Raw genomic sequence first — 21,367 nt, 5'->3', positions numbered from 1 at the left:
AAAAGGACGAGTTCCAATGCGTACGCTGCCTTGTGAAGGGGTGATTGCAACTGTCCCGAGGCCACACGCTCAGCGCTCTTTTCGCGTGCTCGCTTCCCACTCCAGAAGTACAATGCAATAAATGCAATAAAAGCTATGACTACAATCCACGCCACGCTCATTGCCGCCTTTCAGATCGATGGCCCCAAAATGTCTATCGCATTGTCATATTGGGTTCAGTCATACTCGCGCCTCGTCGCCCACTGTCGCTAGGTTGTATGGGCTAATTGCGTCAACCAATAACGCGCCGAATGCTCAATTTTGGATTGAAGCGATGTGACTTCCGCTCTGGGTCAATCGCGTCGCTTTGACCCTGTGTCGGTAGCTTCCGGTCTACCCCGAGGAACGGACATCGTCGGACCGGCCGGGCATGTCTCAAATTGCCAATAGCGGTCGAGCATCTAAAACCGACATTTTGTAGGAGCCACGGACTAATCGATCCTCTAACTACTCGTAAACGATACCATGCAACTTCAACATAGCGCTTTCGGCGGATCGTAATCTTAGATCGTTACGCTACCTGCGGGAGCAGCAAGCCCTTCTCGCGGCTTAACCGAGCCGCGTCGGAGTGATGTAATGTTGGGGTTTGAAAAGGGGTATGTCGAACGCACGGCACGGACCAAATCAAAATCATTCTTGAAACGGGTGATCATTATTAACTCAATGACCGCGCCTTTCTTCCTTTTCTTCACGATCGGGAGTTGGAACGACTCAAAGTCGCCTGGAGATGTTTTTTTTGCAATATTGGTCTCTACTGGCTTCCTGGTCGGACTGCGTATTTTTTATTTAGTATGGCGCGCCGCTAAACGGCAAAAAGAGCTCAACATTCGTTGACGGCGTGCAGGTGATTTCAAAGCATACCGTTTTTCAGAAAACGGGCTTCGCCCGATGACGACAGCACCTGACGCGCCGAATTCACAAACCCCACAAGCTTTGATTTTTAGAGGTTCGAAGTCTGCTTTGGGTCGGTCGCGTCGATTTTGGCATGTCCGGGATTATGTCCGCTTACGGGATAATCTCGGAAGTACCAGTCCTCCGGTTTTGCCGGTTGAAGGCATCGGGTTGGACGTGATTCAAGCGTCCAAACCGGGGCCTCGAATCATGCGGTATGAACTCACGGACTTTGAATGGGCTGCCATCCGGTCGTTTCTGCCTAACAAGCCGCGTGGCATTCCCCGTGTTGACGACCGGCGCGTCCTGAACGGCATCTTTGAGTCCACGCCCTAGTGCGGGCGAGTCGGGTACACGATTTCGGAATATTGGAAGAATACCCCTGAGTTGCCCGGCGTGTCAAGTTGCCTGATCGAACGCCGGCAGCCGCCAGCTACTTTGCATGGGGTTGTTTTCGATATTTTGGCAGCGCGCGCCAGCGGCGGCCGTTTACTCCGCCGCCTTGGTCACGATCCGCACCTCCGACGTCAGCGTCTTGTGCACGGGGCATTTGTCGGCGATTTCCATCAGCCGCTTGCGCTGATCGGCGTCGAGCGCACCCTCGATTTTGATGACGCGGTCGATCTGGTCCAGCATGCCCTCCCGCGTCTCGCACTCCTCGCAATCCTTCGCATAGATCTTGTTGTGCTGAAGCGTCACGGTGATGCGCTCGACCGGCAGTGATTTGCGGTCGGCATACATCCGCATCGTCATCGAGGTGCAGGCGCCGAGCGCGGTCAGCAGGAAATCGTAAGGACCGGGGCCGCTATCCTGGCCGCCGACCGAGACTGGTTCGTCGGCGAGCAGGTGATGTGGGCCTGACGTGACGATCTGCTGCAATTTGCTGTTACGGGTCTCCTGCACCACGACGTTGCGCGGCGCGGCGCTTGTGTTTGCCACTGGCTGCGGTGCCGCGAGATCGACATAGCGCTCGACCCAGGCGCCGATCACGTCGGCGACATAGGCCGCATCCTCTTTGCCGCTCAGCAGGTGATCGGCGCCCGCAAGCGAGACGAAGCTCTTGGGATGTTTGGCCGCGACGAAGATATGCGTGGCGTTGTCGATGCCGACGGTATCGTCGGTCGGCGAATGCATGACCAGCAGGGCCTTGTGCAGCTTGGTCACCTGCGCCGTCAGATTCTGCTCGGCGACATCGTCGAGCAGTTCGCGCTTGATGCGGAACGGACGGCCGGCGAGCGACACCTCCACCTCACCCTGCGCGCGGATGTCGTCGACCTTGTCCTTGAACAGATGCGTGACATGGGCGGGATCGGACGGCGCGGAGACGGTGACGACCGCCTTCGCCTCGGGGATCTTCCCGGCGGCCGCGAGGATCGCGGCGCCGCCGAGGCTGTGGCCGATCAGGATCGCGGGCGCCTGCCGCGTCTCGCGCAGATGATCCGCGGCGCGGACGAGATCGGCGACGTTCGACGAGAAGGTCGAATTGGCGAAATCGCCCTCGCTGGAGCCGAGGCCGGTGAAATCAAACCGCAACGTCGCGATGCCCTTGGCCGCGAGCGCCACCGCGATACGCTTTGCCGCCAGAACGTCCTTGCCGCAGGTGAAGCAGTGCGCGAACAGCGCGTAGGCCTTGACCGGGCCATCGGGCGTATCGAGCGCGGCGGCAAGCTGATGGCCGCCCGTACCCGTGAATTGAAAGCGTTCATGCGGCACGGCGGGCTCCATCGTCGTTATTGGTTGTCAGTCGCCAGAATAGCGCTGTTCGGCCTAGGGGTCACCGCGATTGTGATAGCCGCGCACCTCCCAATAGCCGGGCGCGTCCTCGGCCAGAAATTCGATGCGCTGCAGCCATTTGGCGCTCTTCCAGAAGTACAGATGCGGCACCACGAGCCGCACCGGCCCGCCATGCTCCTGCTCCAGCGGTTGGCCCGACCAGCTATGGGCGAGCAGCGCGTCCTCGGCGGCGAAATCCTCCAACGGCAGGTTCGTCGTATAGCCGTCATGCGAATGCAGTACGACGAAGCTTGCGTCCTCGCGTGGCTGGCAGGCGGCGAGCAGGTCGCGGGTTGCGAGGCCCTCCCACTGATTGTCGTAGCGCGACCAGGTCGTGACACAATGAATGTCGGAGACGAACTGCGTCTGCGGTTGCGCCACGAACTGCTCGAACGTCCAGAAGATCGGATACGCGACCGCGCCGTAGACGTCGAGACGCCAGCGCGCCTGGGAGATATTGGGCAGCAGCCCAAGGTCGAGGACCGGCCAATCCCGCGTCAGATGCTGACCGGGCGGCAGGCGCTGCTCCTCGGGCCGGCTGATCTTGCCGGTGAGGAACTTGCCTTCGCGCGCCCAGCGCTGCTTGCTGCGCGTCAGCTTGCTCTCGGTCGGCGGTTGGTCGTCGTCGGTCATGGCGGTATCACTCGTGGCGATGCATCGCCGATTCGTTCTTGGTATCGCGCATGGTCGTGTAAATCAGCAGCGACAGGAAGATCATGCCGCTGAGGTAGTAGTAGAACCAGTCCTCATGCCCGATGCTCTTGAAGTAGAGCGCAACCGCGGGCGCGGTGCCGCCGAACACCGAGACAGTGATGGCGTATGGTAGGCCGACTCCGAGCGCGCGGACATTGGTCGGGAACAGCTCGGCCTTCACGATCGCGTTGATCGAGGTGTAGCCGGCGACGAAGATCCAGGCGGCGCAGATCAAGAGGAACGCGATGAAGGGCGACTTGGTCTCTTTCAATACGGTCAGGATCGGGATTGTCGCCAGCGTTCCGGCCACGCCGAAGAAGATCAGAAGTGGCTTGCGGCCGATGCGGTCGGAAAGCGCGCCATAGATCGGCTGCAGGATGGTCGCGAAGATCAGCGAGCCGAAGATCACGAAGGTGGTCTGATCCTCGGTCAAGCCCACCGAGAGCTTGACGAAGGTCTGCATGTAGGTGGTGAATGTATAGAACGCCGCGGTGCCGCCGGCGGTGAGGCCGACCACCAGCAGCAATTCGCGGGGGTAGTTTAGGAGGCCGCGGATCGAACCGGTCGGCTTGGAGACCTTCTTGGCTTCGATGAAGGCCTCGGTCTCGTGCAGGCCGCGCCGCATCACCGCGGCGAAGATCGCAAGGAAAGCGCCGATCACGAACGGAATCCGCCAGCCCCAGGCCCTCAGCTCGTCCGGCGTCAGGAAGACCTTTTGCAGCAGCAACAGCACGATGATCGCGGTGAGCTGGCCGCCGATCAGCGTGACGTATTGGAAGCTGGAATAGAAGCCGCGATGGTTCGGGTCGGCGACCTCGCTGAGATAGGTGGCGCTTGCGCCATATTCGCCGCCGAGGCTCAGGCCCTCGATGATGCGGGCCAGCGCCAGGATCACGGGGGCGGCAATGCCGATCGTGGCGTAGGTCGGCGTCGCCGCAATGATCAGCGAGCCGAAGCACATGCAGACCACCGAGAGCGTCAGCGACAGGCGGCGGCCATAGCGGTCGGCGATGTAACCGAACAGCCAGCCGCCCAGCGGGCGCATCAGGAAGGTCGCCGCGAACAGCACCGCGACATTGAGCTGCTGCACCACCGGATCGCTGTTCGGAAAGAACGCCGGCGCGAAATACAGCGCAAACGCCGTATAGGCGTAGAAATCATACCACTCGACGAGATTGCCGACCGATCCGATGAAGATCGCCTTCACCCGCCGCTCGACGTCGTGGATGTCGAGATGATTGCTCGCGGGCTGAGCGGTTTGATCGGTCATAGCGTGGCCTCCCGGACTCTTTTGTTTGATTCCGGGGCCAAGCTACCTCATTTGGGTGGCGCGATGGAACTGCTCTCCGGCTCGTCAGGCGTTCTTGGAGGTGTTCTTGCCAAAGAGCATTGGCAGTTGACGCGGGCCGCGCACCGTGCCTTCCGACCAGGTCACCTTGCTGGCCGGGTCGAGTCGGAAATCCGGGATCCGCTTCAGCCATTCCTCGATTGCGACCGTCATCTCCATCCGCGCCAGATTGGAGCCGACGCAGCGATGGATGCCGAGGCCGAAGGCGGCGTGGCGGTTCTCCTTGCGGTCGATCACCACCTTGTCGGCGTCGGGGAACATGGCGGGATCGCGGTTGGCCGCCGGGAATGACAGCAGCACCATGTTGCCCGATTTCACCGGGCAGCCAGAGATGGTGGTCTCCTTCATCACCTCGCGGGCCATCGTCACCGGCGAATACGCGCGCAGGAATTCCTCGATCGCGGTCGGGATCAATGCGGGCTCGGCGAGCAACCGCTCGCGGTCAGCGGGTGTCTTGGCGAGATGCCAGAGCGAGGAGCCAAGCGCGCTCCAGGTGGTGTCGATGCCGGCGATCAAGAGCAGCCGCAGCGAGCCGAGCACGTGTTCGTCGGAGAGCGGCCGACCGTCCGGGCCCTTGGCTTGCATCAGCGTCGAGATCAGGTCGTCGCCCGGCTCAAGCTTGCGCTGCTCGAGATGGGCCATGAAGTAGCCCGTCATCTCCCGCACACCGCTCATCAGCTGGTTGTCGTCCTTGATGCCGAGCTCGAGGATCTGGTGGATCCACTTGATGAAGAGGTCGCCGTCCTTCTCGGGGATGCCGAGCATGTGGGCAATGGCGCGCACCGGGATGTGCTTGGTGTAGCGCGCCGCGGCGTCACAACGGCCATCGGCGATGAACTCGTCGATCAGCTCGTTGCAGATCGCGCGCACTCGCGGTTCGAGCTTCTTCATCGCATCGGGCGTGAACGGCGGCAGCAGCACCTGCTTGGCGGGCTTGTGCTCCGGCGGATCGGAGGTAATCGGCGGCGCCCTCGCGGTGATGTCGGGGCGGACGTCGCGCACGATCACGCGGCGCGAGGAGAAATGCTCGGTGTCGTAGGCGATCTCCTTCACCGCCTGATAGGTCGTCGGCATGTAGCAGCCGAGGAAGCGCTCGGTGTGCACGACGGGCGAGGCGGCGCGCAGCTCCTCCCAGATCGGAAACGGATCTTCGGTCCAGGTCGGATCGGTGTGGTCGAAATCGTTGACCCAGTCGGTGACCGCCGGGTGTTCGGGCACGAAGTTTGCGGACTCGGAATCGGACATCGGGTCGTTTCCTCTGCTCGTTCGTTCAAGAGTGGACTGAATGCGACGGTGTTACTCTTCCGTGACCTCGATCGCGATTTCCGGACAATTGGTCTGGGCAAGCCAAGCCTTGTCCTCGAGGCCATCAGGGACGGACCCGTCGCCGATCTCATGGGCGTTGCCGTAGTCGTCGAGTTCGAACAGTTCAGGGGCGAGTGATTTGCAGCGGGCGTGACCCTGGCACTTGTCCTGGTCGACGCGGATCTTCAGCTTGGACATGCAAGCGCTCTCCCTCGGTGCTCGCGCGCAATGGGGCGCGCCAGGTTCCACATTGTTCTCTTTGCAAGTTCTAGCTTGCTTGGGTGGCTGGCATTTAACCGGACCACCAAGTTATAGCATATTACATTATCGAACCGCTTGCGCGTCAAGCGAAAATTCAGCGTGGTGGACCGTCCGAGCAACGTCTGCACGGCAGAGTGGGCAATCCGCGATCTGCAAGAGGGATCATCATTTGGATTTTCGATCGAAGTCATTGAGGAATTTAATTTCCAAATGACGCTGTGAATTGTCACCATGAACGGCAGACTGAAGGGGTATTTGCGATGGCACTCATCGGATCGCGCCCGGACTGGTTGACGTTCGACTGCTACGGGACGCTGATTCAATGGGATGAGGGCCTGATCTCGGCGACAAATCGAATTCTGGCGCGCACCGGATCGAGCATCGAGCCGCAGGCGTTTCTGGAGGTGTTTGATCGCCATGAACATTCCCTCGAGCGAAGCCGCCCGCATCTGTCGTTCAAGGAGGTGACCGCCAAAGCGCTTGAAGCCGCCATGACCGAGTTGTCGCTGCCGTCGGATCCGAATGACGCAGCGATCCTGACGTCGTCGATCGGCAAGATGCCTCCCTTTCCGGAGGTCGTCGCGACGCTAGGCCGCCTGAAGGCCGCGGGATTCAAGCTGGCGATCATCTCAAACACGGTCGATGCGATCATCGCCGGCAACGTCGCACAGCTCGGCGGTTACATCGATCGGGTGATCACGGCGCAGCAGGCCCAAGCCTACAAGCCATCGCGTGAAATATTCGAGTATGCCTGGGCGTCGATCGGGATCGACAAGCCGCAGCTCGTCCATATCTGCGCCAGCCCGCATCTCGATCTCGTCGCCGCGCGTGATCTTGGGTTCCGGGCGATCTGGATCGACCGCGGCACGGGCCGCAAGCCGTTGCCCGACTATTCGCCGAACAAGGTTGCCGCGGCACTCGATCAGGTTCCGGGATTCCTTTCCGAAGCTGGTTGGATGTAGCTCGTGAGGGGAAGTCTCGGATGACCGACTACTGACCTGGATTCAGGCGGCGCTTTCCTTCGGGCCCTCGTGTGCAATCGGGCGCGCCGGGTTTCCTCAATCCTCTTTATGCAAGGTCTAGCTTGCTTGGGCGGCCGGCCTCTTAACCGGATCGCCAAGTTATAGTATATTACATTATCGAAGCGCTTGCGCGTCAAGCGAAAAGTCAGTGATGTCAGCCGTGATGGGACAAATCGTTCGTAAGCCGTTCAAAACCTACCACCATGGCGATCTCAGGGACGCCCTGATCCAGGCTGCCTTGCAGGAGGTCGAACTCGGCGGGCCGGAGGCGATCAGCATCAAGGCGCTGGCGAAGCAGCTCGGCGTCTCGCAGCCGGCGCCATACCGGCATTTCGCCGACCGCGACGCGCTGCTGCAGGCGGTGACCGCGGAAGCGTTCCGGCAGTTCAACGTGATCATGCGCGACGCGATCGAGACGCCGGCTTCGCAATCGAAATTGTCGCGCTTTGCGCAAGCAGCGCTCGCCTTCGGGCTCGAGCGCCACGGCATCTACCGGCTGATGTTCGCTTCGCGAACCATGGCGTGCGCGCCTGTCGGCAGCGAGCTGCATACTGCGGCGATGGAAACGCTGGCGCTGTTGATCGAGGCGTTCGAGGCGCCGGCGGTCGGCCTGCTGCGCGAACGTCAGGCGCTGAAGATCTGGGCCGGGCTGCACGGCATCGTGATGCTGGCGGAGCAGGGATTGCTCACCGGCGAGGTCGCCCATATCAGCCGCGAGGAGCTGATGGACGAGATCGTCGAGCAGACCAAACTCGCGCTGTCAGTCGCGCTGAAGGCGGCGGAAGAGAAGGCTTAAGCCGCCTTACTTCGGCGGCCGTGGATCGATCGGCGTCGTGCCGCGCAGGCCCAGAATGTCTTCCAGCACCTTCGCGCCGGCCAGAAGCCGCGCCTCCGCCCGGGGCTTCGCCACCATCTGCAGGCCGACCGGAAGTCCCGATGCGGTGAAGCCGCAGGGCAACGACAACGCCGGGCAGCAGGCCAGCGTGATCGCATAGACGATGCCGAGCCATTCGACATAATTGTCGAATTTTTTGCCGTCGCATTCGGCGACGTAGCGGTTCTCGATCGGGAACGGTGGCACGATAGTCGCGGGCGCCAGCAACAGGTCATACTTGTCGAAGAAGGCGAGGGTCCGCTCGGTCAGCGCCACGCGCTGCGCCTCGGCGCGCGCGAGCTGTTCGACGGAGAGCTTCAGGCCTTCCTCGATGTTCCAGATCACCTCCGGCTTGAGCAGGTCGCGCTTGGTGCGCAACAATTCGGCCTTGCTGATCGCGAAATCGAACGCGCGCAGCGCGTGGAAGCATTCATGGGCCTCACGCAGGTCGGGATGAGCTTCCTCGACGATCGCGCCGGCTTCGGCGAAGCGCTCCGCCGCCTTGCGGGTGATCGCCCTGACCTCGGGATCGACAGGCGTGATGCCAAGATCGGGCGAGTAAGCAATACGCTTCGGCTTGTTGCCGGACCGCGCCGCTGACAGGAACGATGTCGGCAGCACAGGCAGGGACAGTGGATCGGCCGCATGCTCGCCGCTCATCGCATCCAGCAGCAGTGCAAGGTCCTCGACGTTGCGCGCCATCGGTCCCTGCACGCCGAGCGTACGATTGACGCCGAATTTCGGCGTGTGCGCGACGCGGCCGATGCTCGGCCGCAGGCCCACAACGCCGCAGAAGCTGGCGGGGTTGCGTAAGCTACCGCCCATGTCGGAACCATGCGCGAGCCAGGCCGTGCCGGTCGCCAGCGCCACCGCCGCGCCGCCGGAGGAGCCGGCGGCCGAGCGCGATGTGTCCCAGGGATTGCGCGTCGGGCCGAACACCTCGTTGAAGGTGTTGGCGCCGGCGCCGAATTCCGGCGTGTTCGACTTGGCGTAGATCACGCCGCCATTGCTTTCGAGATGCTCGACCATCAGGTCGGACTTCGCGGGGATATTGTCCTTGAAGATCGGCGAGCCCAGCGTCGTCAGAACCCCCTGGACATTGGTGAGGTCCTTGATCGGAACGGGCAGGCCGGCGAGCAGGCCGCGCTCGGCCGCGGGCTTCTGCATCAAGGCCTTTGCATGGCTGCGGGCGCGGTCGAAGCACAGCGTCGGTAGCGCATTGACCTTGCCGTCAACCTCCGCGATGCGCTTCTCCAGCACGTCGAGCAGGTCGAGCGGGGTGACGTCGCCGGCTCTCAGTTTGTCGACGACGGCGCATGCCGTTTCCCGTACCAAGCCCTGATCTGCCATGCGCCGTTGCTCCTATCGGTTTTGCTTTCAGGTGCTGTAGAACATTTTTCGCGGTTGTGGCAATGCGCGGAGTTAGCCGTCATTGCGAGCCAACGGGTCGCGCGAATGCGCGCCCGATGACAGGCTCCGCGAAGCAATCCATGCCTCCACTTGGGGAAGCATGGATTGCTTCGTCGCTATCGCTCCTCGCAATGACGGAGAGAGGACGGGCCTAACCCCACCCCGACGTCAAACCGCCATCCACCGTATAGATCACTCCCGACGTATATCCCGCGCGGTCCGATGCCAGGAACGCCATCAGGTCGCCGATCTCGCGCGCGTGTGCGGGGCGGGCGAGCGGCAGGCCCTTCTGGAATTCCTTGTAGCGGTTCTCGTCGCCGAACTGATGCTTTGCGCGGGTCTTGAGCAGCGTGACGTGGCGGTCGGTGCCGACCGGGCCGGGATTGATGCCGACCACACGGATGTTGTCGGCGAGGCTTTTTCCGCCGAGCGCGCGGGTGAAGGCCATCAGCGCCGCATTGCCGGCGCTGCCGCAGATGTAATTGGCATCGAACTTCTCGCCGGCCGCACCGATATCGTTGACGACAACGCCGCCACCGCGCGCCTTCATCTGGGCGTAGATCGCGCGCGTCAAATTGATGTAGCCGAACACCTTCAGCTCCCAGGCGTGCCGCCAGGTTGGTTCGTCGATCTTGTCGATCGAGCCGCCGGGGATATCGCCGGCATTGTTGACGAGGATGTCGATGTCGGCGGCCTCCTTGGCCAGCCGGGCGAGATCGTCCGGCTTGCGCAGGTCGACCACGCTGATCGCGGCATCGATCTGATGAGCCGAGCGCAACCGCTCGGCGAGTGCCTTGAGCTGTTCGCCGTTGCGGGCGGCCAGCAGCAGATGGGCGCCTTCCTCGGCGAAGGCCTCGGCGGCGGCCGCGCCAATGCCCTTGGAGGCGCCGGTGATCAGGACACGCTTGCCGCGCAGATGCAGATCCATGGGAGTGCTCGCTTGCTATGAGGAACGGATGTCGGCGAATTTGGTGGGGCAGGGTCGCGCCGCGGTCAACACTGCACTGCAGCGTTGCGCCCGCGCGAAGTTTGGTTCATTGCAGGGCGATCAGCATAGGCGGCATTCCCGGCCGGGCAAATCACAAGGGTGTTCTCGATGAGCAGCGCAAAGAAGCAGTATCGGATTGCGGTCATTCCCGGCGACGGTATCGGCAAGGAAGTGATGCCCGAGGGCTTGCGCGTCATCGAGGCGGCGGCGAAGAAGCATGGGGTTTCCGTGCAGTTCGATCATTTCGACTTCGCCTCCTACGACTATTACGAGAAGCACGGCGAGATGATGCCGGCCGACTGGAAAGAAAAGATCGGCAAGCACGACGCGATCTATTTCGGCGCCGTCGGCTGGCCCGCCAAGATCCCGGATCACGTCTCGCTGTGGGGTTCGCTGATCAAATTCCGCCGCGAGTTCGACCAGTATGTCAATCTGCGCCCGGTGCGGCTGATGCCCGGCGTGCCGTCGCCGCTGGCGGGCCGCAAGCCGGGCGATATCGATTTCTGGGTGGTGCGTGAAAACACTGAAGGCGAATATTCATCCGTCGGCGGCCGCATGTTCCCCGATACCGACCGCGAATTCGTCACGCAGCAGACGGTGATGACCCGCATCGGCGTCGACCGCATCCTGAAATTCGCATTCGACCTGGCGCAGTCGCGGCCGAAGAAGCACTTGACCTCGGCGACCAAGTCGAACGGCATCTCCATCACGATGCCCTATTGGGACGAGCGCGTGGAGGCGATGGCCAAGAACTATCCCAAGGTGAAGTGGGACAAGTACCACATCGACATTCTGACCGCGAACTTCGTGCTGCATCCGGACTGGTTCGACGTCGTGGTCGGCTCCAATTTGTTCGGCGATATCCTCTCCGACCTCGGCCCTGCCTGCACCGGCACGATCGGCATCGCGCCGTCCGGCAACATCAATCCGGCTGGCAATTTCCCCAGCGTGTTCGAGCCGGTGCACGGGTCGGCGCCCGACATCGCAGGGCAGGGCATCGCCAACCCGATCGGCATGATCTGGTCGGGCGCGATGATGCTGGAGCATCTCGGCGAGAAGCAGGCCGCGGCCGCCATCGTCGGGGCGATCGAGCGCACGCTCGGCGAACGCACGCTGCGGACGCGCGATCTCGGCGGCAATGCCGATACGACGGCTTGCGGCAAGGCGGTCGCGGAGATGGTGGATTGATTGTTCTCACCCTCTCCCCTTGTGGGAGAGGGTCGCTTCGCGCAGCGAAGCGGGGTGAGGGGTCTGCATCCGCGGAGAGAAACCCCTCATCCGTCGCGGACTGCGTCCGCGCCACCTTCTCCCACAGGGGGAGAAGGGAAGAAGCGCACTGTTCGCGCACACCTGCAGGGTAGTTACCCCTTCACAATCCTTCGGCAATGCTCCCATGCCGCGTGGATCAGATTCTCGCTTGCTTCTGGCGTGCGGAATGCTGAATGCGCCGACAGCGTCACGTTGGGGATTTTCGTCAGCGGATGATCCTTCGGCAGCGGCTCCGTGTTGAAGACGTCGAGGCCGGCGTGGCGGATGTGGCCTGATGCGAGCGCGTCGATCATCGCTTGCTCATCGACAACAGCGGCGCGCGCGGTGTTGATCAGGATCACGCCCGGCTTCAGCTTCGCGATTTTCTCGCGGGTGATCATGCCGCGGGTCTCGTCGTTCAGCAGGAGATGAATCGAGACCACGTCGCTGGTCGCGAGCACCGTGTCGAGATCGACGAAGTCGATGCCGGGATAGGTCTTGGGCGACCGGTTCCAGGCGATCACTTTCATGCCGCTGCCGAGCGCGATGCGCGCGACTTCGGCTGCGATACCGCCGAAGCCGACCAGCCCCAGCGTCTTGCCGGTGAGCTGCATGCCGTCCTCGCGCAGCCAGTTGCCGGCGCGCATCTCGCGGTCCATCTGCGCGATCACGCGGGCCGACGACCACATCAGCGCAATCGCGGATTCCGCCACCGCCGTGTCGCCATAGCCCTTGATCAAGTGCACGGAGATGCCGAGCTCGGCGAGCTCCTCCGGATTCATGTAGCTGCGCGCGCCGGTGCCGAGGAACACGACGTGCTTCAATCCGGTGCAGGCCTTTGCGACCTCGGTTGGCAGTGCGGTGTGATCGACCACCGCAATCTCGGCGCCGGCTAGAACGGCCGGGTAGTCCTCGGGTGCGATGTCTGGATTGCGGTTGATCCGCATCGCGGGATCACCAGGCTTCTCTAGCCGCTCGGTGATCACGGCGAGCGATTCATTGGCGTCGACAAACACTGCGCGCACGGCAACCTCCGCGGATACCAGGACTGATCAGGATGCGACGCCGGCGAGCGCCAGCACCGTATGCAGCAGCACGTTGGCGCCGGCGGCGCAATCGGCCTGCGTCGCGTCTTCCAGCTCGTTGTGGCTGATGCCGTCCTTGCAAGGCACGAACACCATTGCCGTCGGCATCACGGTGTTGAGGTTGCAGGCGTCGTGGCCGGCGCCGGAGGTGATGCGGCGGTGCGAGTAGCCGAGCTGCTTGGCGGCGTTCTCCACCGCGTCGACCAGCTTCGGATCGAAATGCGTCGGCGCCTTGCGCCAGACCAGGTCGATCTTAACCTCGACCTTGCGCCGCGCCGCGATCTCGGCGATCGCCGTGCGCAAGTCCTTGTCGAGCGCGTCCATGATCGCAGCGTCGGCGCTGCGGCAATCCATCGTGAAGGCGATCTCGCCGGGGATGACGTTGCGCGAGGGATTTGCGATCACGGCTTCACCGATAGTGCCGACCGCCTTCGGGCCGTGCTTCCTGGCGATGCTTTCCATCGCCAGCACGATCTCCGACAGCGTCGCCAGCGCGTCGCGCCGCAGCGGCATCGGGGTCGATCCGGCATGGCTCTCGAAGCCGGTGATCTTGCCGTCGTACCACAGCACGCCCTGGCCGGAATCGACCACGCCGATGGTCTTGCTCTCGGCCTCCAGGATCGGGCCCTGTTCGATGTGAAGCTCGACGAAGCTGGAGAATTTCTGCCGCCCGACCGGGACATCGCCGCGATAGCCGATGCCGTCGAGCGCCTGCGCCACCGTGACGCCCTCGGCGTCCTTGCGCGACAGGATGTCGTCGGTGGTGAAGTCGCCGACGTAAGCCGCCGAGGCCATCATCGCCGGCGCAAAGCGCGAGCCTTCCTCGTTGGTCCAGTTGCAGATGCAGATCGGCAGCTCGGTCTCGATGCCGGCGCCGTTGAGCGTGCGGACCAGCTCGAGCGCGGCAAGCGTGCCGAGGATGCCGTCATATTTACCGCCGGTCGGCTGGGTGTCGAGATGCGAGCCGACTCCGATCGGCGGCTTCGACATATCTCTTCCTTTCCTCAACCCGAACATCGAGCCGAGCGCGTCGACATGGAATTCGAGGCCGGCCTCCTCGCAGGCTTTGCGGAACCAGTCGCGCACCTGCTTGTCCTCGGCGCTCAGCGTCAACCGCCGCACGCCGCCTTTGGCGGTTGCTCCGTATTGCGCGGTTTCGTGGATGGTGCCCCAGAGGCGGGCGGAATCGATCTGCAGATTGGATACGGCTCGGTTCATGCGGCTTGTTTCCCTCACGCGACGGTTTTTTCATGGCCCGTCGTCGCGGCGCCGTCAACCGCTACGCTTGCTTGCGCGAACTGGCGGGCGAGATCCGCAACACGCTCGACGGCGACCGCATCGGGGGAGGTCAGCCAGCTTGCCGAGAAGGTGAGCGGTGCCAGTTTGACGTCGGTGTCGAGCAGTTGCAGCCGTCCGGTGGTGAGTTCGTTCTCGACGATCACCGAGGGGATCACGGCGATGCCGAGCCCCTCGATCGCCATGTGAATGACGGTCGCAAGCGAGGCGCTGGCGTGCAGCCGGATCGGCGGCAGGTCGGGCCGGTCGAACACGGCGCGTACGGCCTCATAGGGTTTGGTCTTGCGCGGAAAGGTGATCATCGGAAACCGCGCAAGATCGCGTCGTGTGACGGGGGCATTGCCGAGCCCGAGCGAGGGGCTCGCCAGGAAGCCGATCTGGTAGTCGCACAGCACGCGGCTCTGCACACCGGGGGTGGACAACGGCCCGACCACGAATGCGAGCTCGATTTCCTGCGCGAGCAATCGCGCGGTCAGATTCGGCGTGATGTCGACCTCGATCTCCAGCGACAGGTTCGGGTAGATTTCGTTGACGCTCTTGACCAGCCGCGGCAGCCAAGTGTGGACAATTGTCTCGGCGACGCCGAGGCGCAGCACGCCACGCATCGCCGAGCGGTCGCCGACCTCCGCCATCATTTCGGACCGCAGGCCGATCAGCTTCTCGGCATAGACCATCATCTGCCGCCCGCTCGGCGTCGGCGACGCCACGCGATGGTCGCGATTCAAGAGCTTGACACCCATCTCGCGCTCGAGCTGCGCGATGCGCTGGGAAATCGCCGGTTGGGTGGTATTGAGTCGCTGGGCGGCGCCGCGGAAGCTACCGAGCTTGACGACCCAGAGGAAGGTTTCGATCGAGCGGAAGTCCGTCATCGGGAGCATTTTCCAATCGATAAGCAGGATTTATCGATTATGATTAGAAAGGACGATTAGACTTTATAGCACGCTTGGTGTTGGCTGTCTTTGCTGAGATTACAGGCAGGGGATTTTAATGGCTGATTTTGCGGCAGCGCAGCGATCGTCCGAACAATCGTCGCTTCCGAGCCGGGACGCACGCCTGGCTTGCCGCAACGGCATGGCCTCCAGCACCGCCGGCGTCGCCAACGGCTTCGTCCAAGGCAATCTTGCGATCCTGCCGGAGAAACTCGCCAGCGCCTTCCATCGCTTCTGCCAGCTCAATCCGAAGCCTTGCCCGATCATCGGCATGTCCGATGTCGGCGATTTCAGGATTCCCGGCCTCGGCCTCGACCTCGACATCCGCACCGACGTGCCGCGCTACCGGGTCTGGCGCGACGGCGAGGTGGTCGAGGAGCCGACCGATATCATCAAATATTGGCGCGACGATCTGGTTGCCTTCGTGCTCGGCTGCTCGTTCTCGTTCGAAGAGGCGCTGATGGACGACGGGCTGCCGATCCGCCACATCGAGCACAAGGTGCGCGTGCCGATGTACCGCACCAATATCGCGTGCAGTCCATCGGGTCCGTTCGCGGGGCCGATGGTGGTGTCGATGCGTCCGTTCAAGCCTAAGGATGCGATCCGCGCAGTGCAGATCACGTCACGTTTCCCGTCGGTTCATGGTGCGCCGGTGCATCTCGGTCATCCGCATGCGATCGGTATCAAGGACATTGCCAAGCCCGACTATGGCGATCCGGTGCCGGTCGCCGACGACGAGATCCCGGTGTTCTGGGCCTGCGGCGTGACGCCGCAAGCGGTGATCGCAAATGCAAAGCTGCCCTTCGCGATCACGCATGCGCCGGGCCTGATGCTTGTCACTGATCTCAGGAACAAGCAGCTCGCTGTGCTCTGAATAGGCAATTCGTGCAATTCATTGAGGCTTTACTGCGCGCTATAAGCGCCTCATCGATAGACCAAACAGGGGACTTTTCGCATATGACGATCACTCGCCGCAACGTATTGCTTGGCGCCTCCGCCGCCGCCGCGCTGGCCCCGATCGTAGCCCGCGCGCAGACCGCCGAAGTGGTGATCGGCGTCCTCTACCCATTCTCCGGCGCCAGCGCCCAGATGGGCGTTGACGCGCAGAAGGCCTATGAGGCCGCACTTGACGTCATCAACACCAAGTATGATTTCGACCTGCCGCTTGCCAAGGACGCAGGATTGCCGGGGCTCGGCGGTGCCAAGATTCGCCTCGTCTATGCCGACCACCAGGGCGACCCGCAGAAGGGCCGTGCTGAGGCCGAACGCCTGATCACCCAGGAGAAGGTCTGCGCGATCGTCGGCACCTATCAGAGCGCGGTCGCAGTCACGGTGAGCCAAACCTGCGAGCGCTATCAGATCCCGTTTGTTTCGGCCGACAACTCGTCGCCGAGCCTGCATACCCGCGGCCTGAAATTCTTCTTCCGCGCGGCTCCCCATGACGAGATGTTCTCGAAGGGCATGTTCGACTTCTACGACGTCATGAAGAAGAAGGGCACCAAGATCGAGACGCTGGCGCTGTTCCACGAGGACACCATCTTCGGAACGGACTCCGCGAACGCGCAGACCAAACTTGCCAATGAGCGCGGCTACAAGATCGTCGCCGACATCAAGTACCGCGCCAATTCGCCGTCGCTGTCGGCCGAGGTTCAGCAACTCAAGGCGGCCAATGCCGACGTCCTGATGCCCTCGAGCTACACCACCGACGGCATCCTGCTGATCAAGACCATGGGTGAGCTCGGCTACAAGCCGAACGCCATTGTCGCGCAGGCGGCAGGCTTCTCGGAGAAGGCGCTGTACGACGCGGTCGGCGACAAGCTCGAAGGCGTCATCACCCGTGGCAGCTTTTCGCTCGATCTCGCGGCCAAGCGGCCGATGGTCGGCAAGATCAACGCCATGTTCAAGGAAAAGTCGGGCAAGGATTTGAACGACAACACGTCGCGGGAATTCATGGCCCTGATCGTGATGGCGGATGCCATCAACCGCGCCAAGTCGACCGATGGCGAGAAGATTCGCGACGCGCTGGCCGCGACCGATATCCCGGGCGAGCAGACCATCATGCCCTGGAAGCGCGTCAAGTTTGACGAGATGGGCCAGAACAACGACGCCGACCCGGTGCTGCTGCAATATGTCGGCGGCAAGTTCGTCACCATCTCGCCGGCGCAGGCTGCCGTCGCCGAAGCCATCTGGCCGATGAAGTAGGCCGGGCCGCAGCGCCAGGTGGGGGACCAAGCACTGTGACAGCTGAAGAGATCATCGAGAGTCTCGCGTGTTCCGTCATTGCGAGCCACCCGGTCGGCGCGAAGCGCCGCCGGATGACAGGCTCCGCGAAGCAATCCATCTCGCCGCAGGTTGAACGAATGGATTGCTTCGTCGCTTCGCTCCTCGCAATGACGGGTGTTAACGGCAGCAGCCAAGGCGTGGAGGTGCAGCCGTGACCGCCGAAGCCATTATCCAGAGTCTGGCAAGCGGCCTGTTGATGGGGCTGCTCTACGGATTGATCGCCGTCGGGCTCGCATTGATCTTCGGATTGATGGACGTCGTGAATTTCGCGCACGGCGAATTCCTGATGATTGCGATGTACGCGACCTTCTTCCTGTTCGCGTTCTTCGCGATCGATCCCTTGCTGGCGGCGCCGCTGGTTGCAGCAGCCCTGTTCGTGTTCGGGGCGGTGGTCTATCTCTTGATCGTCCGTTTCGCGGTGCGGGCCAAGGCCAATGCCGGCATGGTACAGATCTTCTCGACCTTCGGTCTTGCCATCGTGATGCGGGGCCTGGCGCAGTTCTTCTTCACGCCTGATTATCGCAGCGTCACCCATTCCTGGCTCGGCGGCAAGACGATCTCGGTCGCGGGCATCTATTTGCCCGAGCCGCAGCTGGTCGGCGCGCTGGTCTCGATCGCGGCCTTTGTCGCGCTCTACTTCTTCATCAACCGCACCGATTTCGGCCGCGCGCTCGAGGCGACACGCGAGGACGCCGGCGCGGTGGCTCTGGTCGGCATCGACAAGAACCGCGTGTTCGCGCTCGGCTGGGGCCTTGGCGCGGCACTGGTCGGGCTCGCCGGCGCCATCATGGCGAGCTTCTTCTACATTTATCCGGACGTCGGCGCGTCGTTCGCGCTGATCGCCTACGTCACCGTGGCGCTCGGCGGCTTCGGCAGCGTGTTCGGCGCCTTTGCCGGCGGCATCATTGTCGGCCTGGTGGAAGCGACCACCGCGCTGATCCTGCCGCCGTCGCTGAAATCGGTCGGTATCTACGCCGTCTATTTGCTGGTCGTCTTCATCCGGCCGCGCGGCCTGTTCGGATCGATGTGATGGATACGACCTTCGCCCAACGCCGCCGCCGCGACCTGATCGTGGCCTTCTGTCTCGCCGTCGTCGCCGCGCTGGTGCCGCTGTTCGTCAAGGACGTCTATGTCCAGAACATCATGGTGCTGACCCTGATGTACGCGGCGCTGTCGCAGAGCTGGAACATCCTGTCAGGCTATTGCGGGCAGATCTCGCTCGGACATGCGCTGTATTTCGGATTAGGGGCCTACGCCACCGCGCTGCTGTTCACCAAGTTCGGCGTGCTGCCGTGGTTCGGCATGCTGGCCGGCGGGGTGATCTCCGCCGTGATCGCGATGGTGCTCGGCTATCCCTTCTTCCGCCTGCGCGGGCATTACTTCGTGATCGCGACCATCGTGATCGCCGAGATCGGGCTGCTTCTGATCCAGAACTGGGATTGGGCGGGTGCGGCGCTCGGCATCACGATTCCGATGCGCGGGGACAGCTGGCTGAAATTCCAGTTCGCCCGCTCCAAGCTGCCGTATTTCTACTTCGCGCTGGCGCTTGCCTGCGTCGCCTGGTTCGTCACCTGGTGGCTGGAAGATTCCAAATGGGGCTATTGGTGGCGGGCGGTGAAGGACAATCCCGACGCCGCCGAAAGCCTCGGCGTGGTCGTGTTCAATTCCAAGATGGGCGCAGCCGCGGTCTCCGCATTCCTCGTCGCCGTCGGCGGCGGCTTCTATGCGCAATTCGTCTCCTATATCGACCCCGAAAGCGTGATGGGCTTTCAGTTCTCGCTGCTGATGGCCTTGCCCGCGGTGGTCGGTGGCATCGGCACGCTGTGGGGGCCGATGCTCGGGGCCGTCATCCTGATCCCGCTCACCGAGCTGACGCGCTCTTTCATCGGCGGCTCCGGCCGTGGTGTTGACCTGATCGTCTATGGCTCGCTGATCGTCGCCATCTCGCTGGCGCGGCCGCAGGGACTGGTCGGACTGTTCGCCTCCCGCAAGGAGGCCGCGCGATGACCGCACTTCTGGAAACCCGCGGTGTCTGGCAGCGCTTCGGCGGCCTCGTCGCCAACAGCGACGTCTCGATTTCGGTCGGCCGCGGCGAGATCGTCGGCCTGATCGGCCCGAATGGCGCCGGCAAGTCGACGCTGTTCAATTTGATCGCCGGCGTTTTGCCGCCGACGCAAGGCTCGATCATCTTCGACGGCGAGGACGTGACCAGCCTGCCTGCGGCCGAGCGCTGCCAGCGCGGCATCGGGCGTACCTTCCAGGTCGTCAAGAGCTTCGAGACCATGACCGTCATCGACAACGTCATCGTCGGCGCTCTGATCCGCAACACGGTGATGCGGGTGGCGCGAAAGAAGGCTTACGAGGTGCTGGACTTCTGCGGCCTTGCCGCGCGCGCCAATGTGCTCGCCAGCGACCTGGTGCCGTCGGAGAAGCGCCGGCTTGAGGTCGCCCGCGCGCTCGCGACCGAGCCAAAGCTGCTGCTGCTCGACGAGGTCCTCACCGGGTTGACGCCGGTCGAGGCCCAGACCGGCGTCGAACTGGTGCGCAAGGTGCGCGCCACTGGCGTCACCGTGCTGATGGTCGAGCATGTCATGGAGATCGTGATGCCGCTAGTCGACCGCGCCATCGTGCTCAATCTCGGCAAGGTACTGGTCGAGGGCAAGCCCACCGACGTCGTCCGCAATCCAGAAGTTATTTCTGCCTATCTCGGGGATCGTCATGCTGTCGGTGCGTGAAGTCACCACCGCCTATCAGGGCCTGGTCGCGATCTCCTCGGTTTCGATCGACGTCGCCAAGGGCGAGATCGTTTGCGTCGCCGGCGCCAACGGCGCGGGCAAGTCGACGCTGCTCAAATCGATCGCCGGCGCCGAGCGGCCGCGCGCGGGGACCGTGACCTTCGACGGCAACCGCATCGACGGCAAGCCGCAGCATGTGATCACCGCCGGCGGCATCGCCTTCGTGCCGGAGAACCGCCGGCTGTTTCCGCGGCTCTCGGTGCGCGACAATCTCCGGCTCGGCAGCTATCTCTATCGCAGCCAGGCCGACCGCGATGCGCCGCTCGATCTGGTGTTCCAGCTGTTCCCGCGGCTCGGCGAGCGGCTGGAGCAGCGCGCCGAGACGCTGTCCGGCGGCGAGCAGCAGATGCTGGCGATCGGCCGCGCGCTGATGACGCGACCGCGGCTGTTGATGCTGGACGAACCGTCGCAGGGCATCATGCCAAAACTGGTGGATGAGATCTTCCAGGCCGTGAAACGCATCCGCGACGCCGGCATGACCGTGCTGATCGTCGAGCAGCGCATGGCCGAGTGCCTCGAGATCGCCGACCGCGCCTACATCCTGCAAACCGGCCGCGTGCTGATGCAGGGTACCGCGGCCGAGATCAGCGGCAATCCCGACGTGCGCAAGGCGTATCTGGGGCTTTAGCTCTCGACAGAGGCCTGATCGGAGTCCCGGCCGTCGTCAGCGACCAGCGCATGGCGGAGCGATTGAATTCGCTCGTTAAGGGAAATCATCTCCGGCACCGTCAATCCCGAACGGCGCAGCAGGGTCTCGGTGAGGCATCCGCTCTCATCATGGAGCCGCTTGCCGCTCGCGGTGAGCGCGACCTGGACCTCGCGCTCGTCCCGGGGATTTCGCCGACGCGATAGCAGTCCGGCGTGTTCGAGCCGCTTGACCAGCGGCGTGATCGTGCTCGGCTCGAGGTCGAGCCGCTCGGCAATCGTCGAGATGGTTTGCTCGCCGTTCTCCGCCAGCACGCTCAAGACCAGGTATTGCGGATAAGTGATCCCCATGGCGTCCAGCATCGGCTTGTACGCCCGGTTGATCGCCATCGACGTCGCGTAGAGCGAGAAGCAGAGCTGTCCGTCGAGCGGGACATGAGATGTCATGGCAATCTTTTCCCTGCGAGATGAGCGGGTTACTG

Annotated in this window: 22 protein-coding genes and 1 pseudogene; 12 read left to right on the top strand and 11 right to left on the bottom strand. The window is 63.0% G+C overall.

Annotated features, from left to right (window positions below; genetic code table 11):
- Positions 1–615: 615 nt before the first annotated feature.
- Both UP09_RS37585 and UP09_RS37580 read left to right on the top strand, forming a co-directional pair.
- On the top strand, positions 616–873 hold the full coding sequence (locus tag UP09_RS37585; protein ID WP_156164584.1) for a hypothetical protein: 258 nt from the start codon (positions 616–618) through the stop codon (positions 871–873).
- A gap of 267 nt (positions 874–1,140) precedes the next feature.
- A pseudogene (locus UP09_RS37580) lies at positions 1,141–1,248 on the top strand (IS5/IS1182 family transposase); the annotation flags it as partial.
- Between the two features lie 171 nt (positions 1,249–1,419).
- On the opposite strand, the gene UP09_RS13415 reads toward UP09_RS37580, so the two are convergent.
- From UP09_RS13415 to UP09_RS13395, 5 genes are all read right to left on the bottom strand, one after another.
- Complete coding sequence (locus UP09_RS13415; RefSeq protein ID WP_044538756.1) at positions 1,420–2,643, bottom strand: bifunctional alpha/beta hydrolase/OsmC family protein; 1,224 nt, start codon at positions 2,641–2,643, stop codon at positions 1,420–1,422.
- Between the two features lie 54 nt (positions 2,644–2,697).
- A complete protein-coding gene (locus UP09_RS13410) occupies positions 2,698–3,336 on the bottom strand; it encodes a sulfite oxidase-like oxidoreductase (RefSeq protein ID WP_044538670.1) in 639 nt (212 codons plus the stop codon).
- Positions 3,337–3,343: 7 nt separating this feature from the next.
- The gene (locus tag UP09_RS13405; protein ID WP_044538669.1) at positions 3,344–4,666 is read right to left on the bottom strand and encodes an MFS transporter; all 1,323 of its coding nucleotides are present in this window, start codon (positions 4,664–4,666) and stop codon (positions 3,344–3,346) included.
- Positions 4,667–4,750: 84 nt separating this feature from the next.
- A complete protein-coding gene (locus tag UP09_RS13400; protein ID WP_044538668.1) occupies positions 4,751–5,989 on the bottom strand; it encodes a cytochrome P450 in 1,239 nt (412 codons plus the stop codon).
- A gap of 51 nt (positions 5,990–6,040) precedes the next feature.
- Positions 6,041–6,247: a ferredoxin gene (locus UP09_RS13395; RefSeq protein ID WP_044538667.1), complete on the bottom strand. Its 207-nt coding sequence runs from the start codon at positions 6,245–6,247 to the stop codon at positions 6,041–6,043.
- Positions 6,248–6,570: 323 nt separating this feature from the next.
- On the opposite strand from UP09_RS13395, the gene UP09_RS13390 reads away from it, so the two are divergent.
- Complete coding sequence (locus tag UP09_RS13390; protein ID WP_044538666.1) at positions 6,571–7,272, top strand: haloacid dehalogenase type II; 702 nt, start codon at positions 6,571–6,573, stop codon at positions 7,270–7,272.
- Positions 7,273–7,483: 211 nt separating this feature from the next.
- Positions 7,484–8,128 carry a TetR/AcrR family transcriptional regulator gene (locus tag UP09_RS13385; RefSeq protein ID WP_502689050.1) on the top strand — a complete coding sequence of 215 codons (645 nt, stop codon included), beginning with the start codon at positions 7,484–7,486 and terminating at the stop codon, positions 8,126–8,128.
- A 6-nt stretch (positions 8,129–8,134) separates the two neighbouring features.
- On the opposite strand, the gene UP09_RS13380 is transcribed toward UP09_RS13385, so the two are convergent.
- Together UP09_RS13380 and UP09_RS13375 are read right to left on the bottom strand one after the other, a co-directional pair.
- The gene (locus tag UP09_RS13380) at positions 8,135–9,556 is read right to left on the bottom strand and encodes an amidase (protein WP_044538664.1); all 1,422 of its coding nucleotides are present in this window, start codon (positions 9,554–9,556) and stop codon (positions 8,135–8,137) included.
- 211 nt (positions 9,557–9,767) lie between these two features.
- On the bottom strand, positions 9,768–10,544 hold the full coding sequence (locus UP09_RS13375; RefSeq protein ID WP_044538663.1) for an SDR family oxidoreductase: 777 nt from the start codon (positions 10,542–10,544) through the stop codon (positions 9,768–9,770).
- A gap of 168 nt (positions 10,545–10,712) precedes the next feature.
- Between UP09_RS13375 and UP09_RS13370 the strand changes: the two genes are divergently transcribed.
- Entirely contained in the window at positions 10,713–11,792 is a 1,080-nt protein-coding gene (locus UP09_RS13370; protein WP_044538662.1) for a tartrate dehydrogenase, read from the top strand.
- A 173-nt stretch (positions 11,793–11,965) separates the two neighbouring features.
- On the opposite strand, the gene UP09_RS13365 is transcribed toward UP09_RS13370, so the two are convergent.
- From UP09_RS13365 to UP09_RS13355, 3 genes are read right to left on the bottom strand one after another with little or no spacing between them, the layout of a single operon-like run.
- The gene (locus tag UP09_RS13365) at positions 11,966–12,877 is read right to left on the bottom strand and encodes an NAD(P)-dependent oxidoreductase (protein ID WP_044538661.1); all 912 of its coding nucleotides are present in this window, start codon (positions 12,875–12,877) and stop codon (positions 11,966–11,968) included.
- A gap of 27 nt (positions 12,878–12,904) precedes the next feature.
- A complete protein-coding gene (locus tag UP09_RS13360; protein WP_044538660.1) occupies positions 12,905–14,155 on the bottom strand; it encodes a Zn-dependent hydrolase in 1,251 nt (416 codons plus the stop codon).
- A 14-nt stretch (positions 14,156–14,169) separates the two neighbouring features.
- Positions 14,170–15,102: a LysR family transcriptional regulator gene (locus UP09_RS13355; protein WP_044538659.1), complete on the bottom strand. Its 933-nt coding sequence runs from the start codon at positions 15,100–15,102 to the stop codon at positions 14,170–14,172.
- 118 nt (positions 15,103–15,220) lie between these two features.
- Here UP09_RS13355 and UP09_RS13350 point away from each other — a divergent pair, with 118 nt between their 5' ends.
- From UP09_RS13350 to UP09_RS13320, 7 genes are all read left to right on the top strand, one after another.
- The gene (locus UP09_RS13350; protein WP_044538658.1) at positions 15,221–16,036 is read left to right on the top strand and encodes a putative hydro-lyase; all 816 of its coding nucleotides are present in this window, start codon (positions 15,221–15,223) and stop codon (positions 16,034–16,036) included.
- Positions 16,037–16,119: 83 nt separating this feature from the next.
- Positions 16,120–17,364, top strand: a complete 1,245-nt coding sequence (locus UP09_RS13345; protein ID WP_044538657.1) for an ABC transporter substrate-binding protein — start codon at positions 16,120–16,122, stop codon at positions 17,362–17,364.
- 35 nt (positions 17,365–17,399) lie between these two features.
- The gene (locus UP09_RS13340) at positions 17,400–17,600 is read left to right on the top strand and encodes a hypothetical protein (RefSeq protein WP_044538656.1); all 201 of its coding nucleotides are present in this window, start codon (positions 17,400–17,402) and stop codon (positions 17,598–17,600) included.
- Positions 17,597–18,475, top strand: a complete 879-nt coding sequence (locus UP09_RS13335) for a branched-chain amino acid ABC transporter permease (RefSeq protein WP_044538655.1) — start codon at positions 17,597–17,599, stop codon at positions 18,473–18,475. Before UP09_RS13340 ends, UP09_RS13335 begins: the two co-directional genes overlap by 4 nt.
- A complete protein-coding gene (locus UP09_RS13330) occupies positions 18,475–19,452 on the top strand; it encodes a branched-chain amino acid ABC transporter permease (RefSeq protein WP_044538654.1) in 978 nt (325 codons plus the stop codon). The genes UP09_RS13335 and UP09_RS13330 overlap by 1 nt, the downstream gene beginning before the upstream one ends.
- Positions 19,449–20,180 (top strand): ABC transporter ATP-binding protein, encoded by a 732-nt coding sequence (locus UP09_RS13325; RefSeq protein WP_044538653.1) that lies wholly within the window; start codon positions 19,449–19,451, stop codon positions 20,178–20,180. Before UP09_RS13330 ends, UP09_RS13325 begins: the two co-directional genes overlap by 4 nt.
- Positions 20,164–20,868 carry an ABC transporter ATP-binding protein gene (locus tag UP09_RS13320; RefSeq protein WP_044538652.1) on the top strand — a complete coding sequence of 235 codons (705 nt, stop codon included), beginning with the start codon at positions 20,164–20,166 and terminating at the stop codon, positions 20,866–20,868. Before UP09_RS13325 ends, UP09_RS13320 begins: the two co-directional genes overlap by 17 nt.
- Here UP09_RS13320 and UP09_RS13315 read toward each other — a convergent pair.
- Positions 20,865–21,332, bottom strand: a complete 468-nt coding sequence (locus UP09_RS13315) for a MarR family winged helix-turn-helix transcriptional regulator (protein WP_044538651.1) — start codon at positions 21,330–21,332, stop codon at positions 20,865–20,867. The genes UP09_RS13320 and UP09_RS13315 overlap by 4 nt on opposite strands.
- Between the last annotated feature and the right edge of the window lie 35 nt (positions 21,333–21,367).

Source organism: Bradyrhizobium sp. LTSP885 (assembly GCF_000938305.1).
Taxonomy (GTDB): Bacteria; Pseudomonadota; Alphaproteobacteria; order Rhizobiales; family Xanthobacteraceae; genus Bradyrhizobium.
Note: the sequence above shows the minus strand (reverse complement) of the source record. Positions and strands in the feature narration are given on the sequence as shown.

Coding starts and splice junctions, on each gene's coding strand:
- UP09_RS37585 (WP_156164584.1), top strand. CDS start 616: ATGTTGGGGTTTGAAAAGGGGTATGTCGAACGCACGGCACGGACCAAA.
- UP09_RS13410 (WP_044538670.1), bottom strand. CDS start 3,336: ATGACCGACGACGACCAACCGCCGACCGAGAGCAAGCTGACGCGCAGC.
- UP09_RS13405 (WP_044538669.1), bottom strand. CDS start 4,666: ATGACCGATCAAACCGCTCAGCCCGCGAGCAATCATCTCGACATCCAC.
- UP09_RS13400 (WP_044538668.1), bottom strand. CDS start 5,989: ATGTCCGATTCCGAGTCCGCAAACTTCGTGCCCGAACACCCGGCGGTC.
- UP09_RS13395 (WP_044538667.1), bottom strand. CDS start 6,247: ATGTCCAAGCTGAAGATCCGCGTCGACCAGGACAAGTGCCAGGGTCAC.
- UP09_RS13390 (WP_044538666.1), top strand. CDS start 6,571: ATGGCACTCATCGGATCGCGCCCGGACTGGTTGACGTTCGACTGCTAC.
- UP09_RS13385 (WP_502689050.1), top strand. CDS start 7,484: ATGTCAGCCGTGATGGGACAAATCGTTCGTAAGCCGTTCAAAACCTAC.
- UP09_RS13380 (WP_044538664.1), bottom strand. CDS start 9,556: ATGGCAGATCAGGGCTTGGTACGGGAAACGGCATGCGCCGTCGTCGAC.
- UP09_RS13375 (WP_044538663.1), bottom strand. CDS start 10,544: ATGGATCTGCATCTGCGCGGCAAGCGTGTCCTGATCACCGGCGCCTCC.
- UP09_RS13370 (WP_044538662.1), top strand. CDS start 10,713: ATGAGCAGCGCAAAGAAGCAGTATCGGATTGCGGTCATTCCCGGCGAC.
- UP09_RS13360 (WP_044538660.1), bottom strand. CDS start 14,155: ATGAACCGAGCCGTATCCAATCTGCAGATCGATTCCGCCCGCCTCTGG.
- UP09_RS13355 (WP_044538659.1), bottom strand. CDS start 15,102: ATGACGGACTTCCGCTCGATCGAAACCTTCCTCTGGGTCGTCAAGCTC.
- UP09_RS13350 (WP_044538658.1), top strand. CDS start 15,221: ATGGCTGATTTTGCGGCAGCGCAGCGATCGTCCGAACAATCGTCGCTT.
- UP09_RS13345 (WP_044538657.1), top strand. CDS start 16,120: ATGACGATCACTCGCCGCAACGTATTGCTTGGCGCCTCCGCCGCCGCC.
- UP09_RS13330 (WP_044538654.1), top strand. CDS start 18,475: ATGGATACGACCTTCGCCCAACGCCGCCGCCGCGACCTGATCGTGGCC.
- UP09_RS13325 (WP_044538653.1), top strand. CDS start 19,449: ATGACCGCACTTCTGGAAACCCGCGGTGTCTGGCAGCGCTTCGGCGGC.
- UP09_RS13320 (WP_044538652.1), top strand. CDS start 20,164: ATGCTGTCGGTGCGTGAAGTCACCACCGCCTATCAGGGCCTGGTCGCG.
- UP09_RS13315 (WP_044538651.1), bottom strand. CDS start 21,332: ATGACATCTCATGTCCCGCTCGACGGACAGCTCTGCTTCTCGCTCTAC.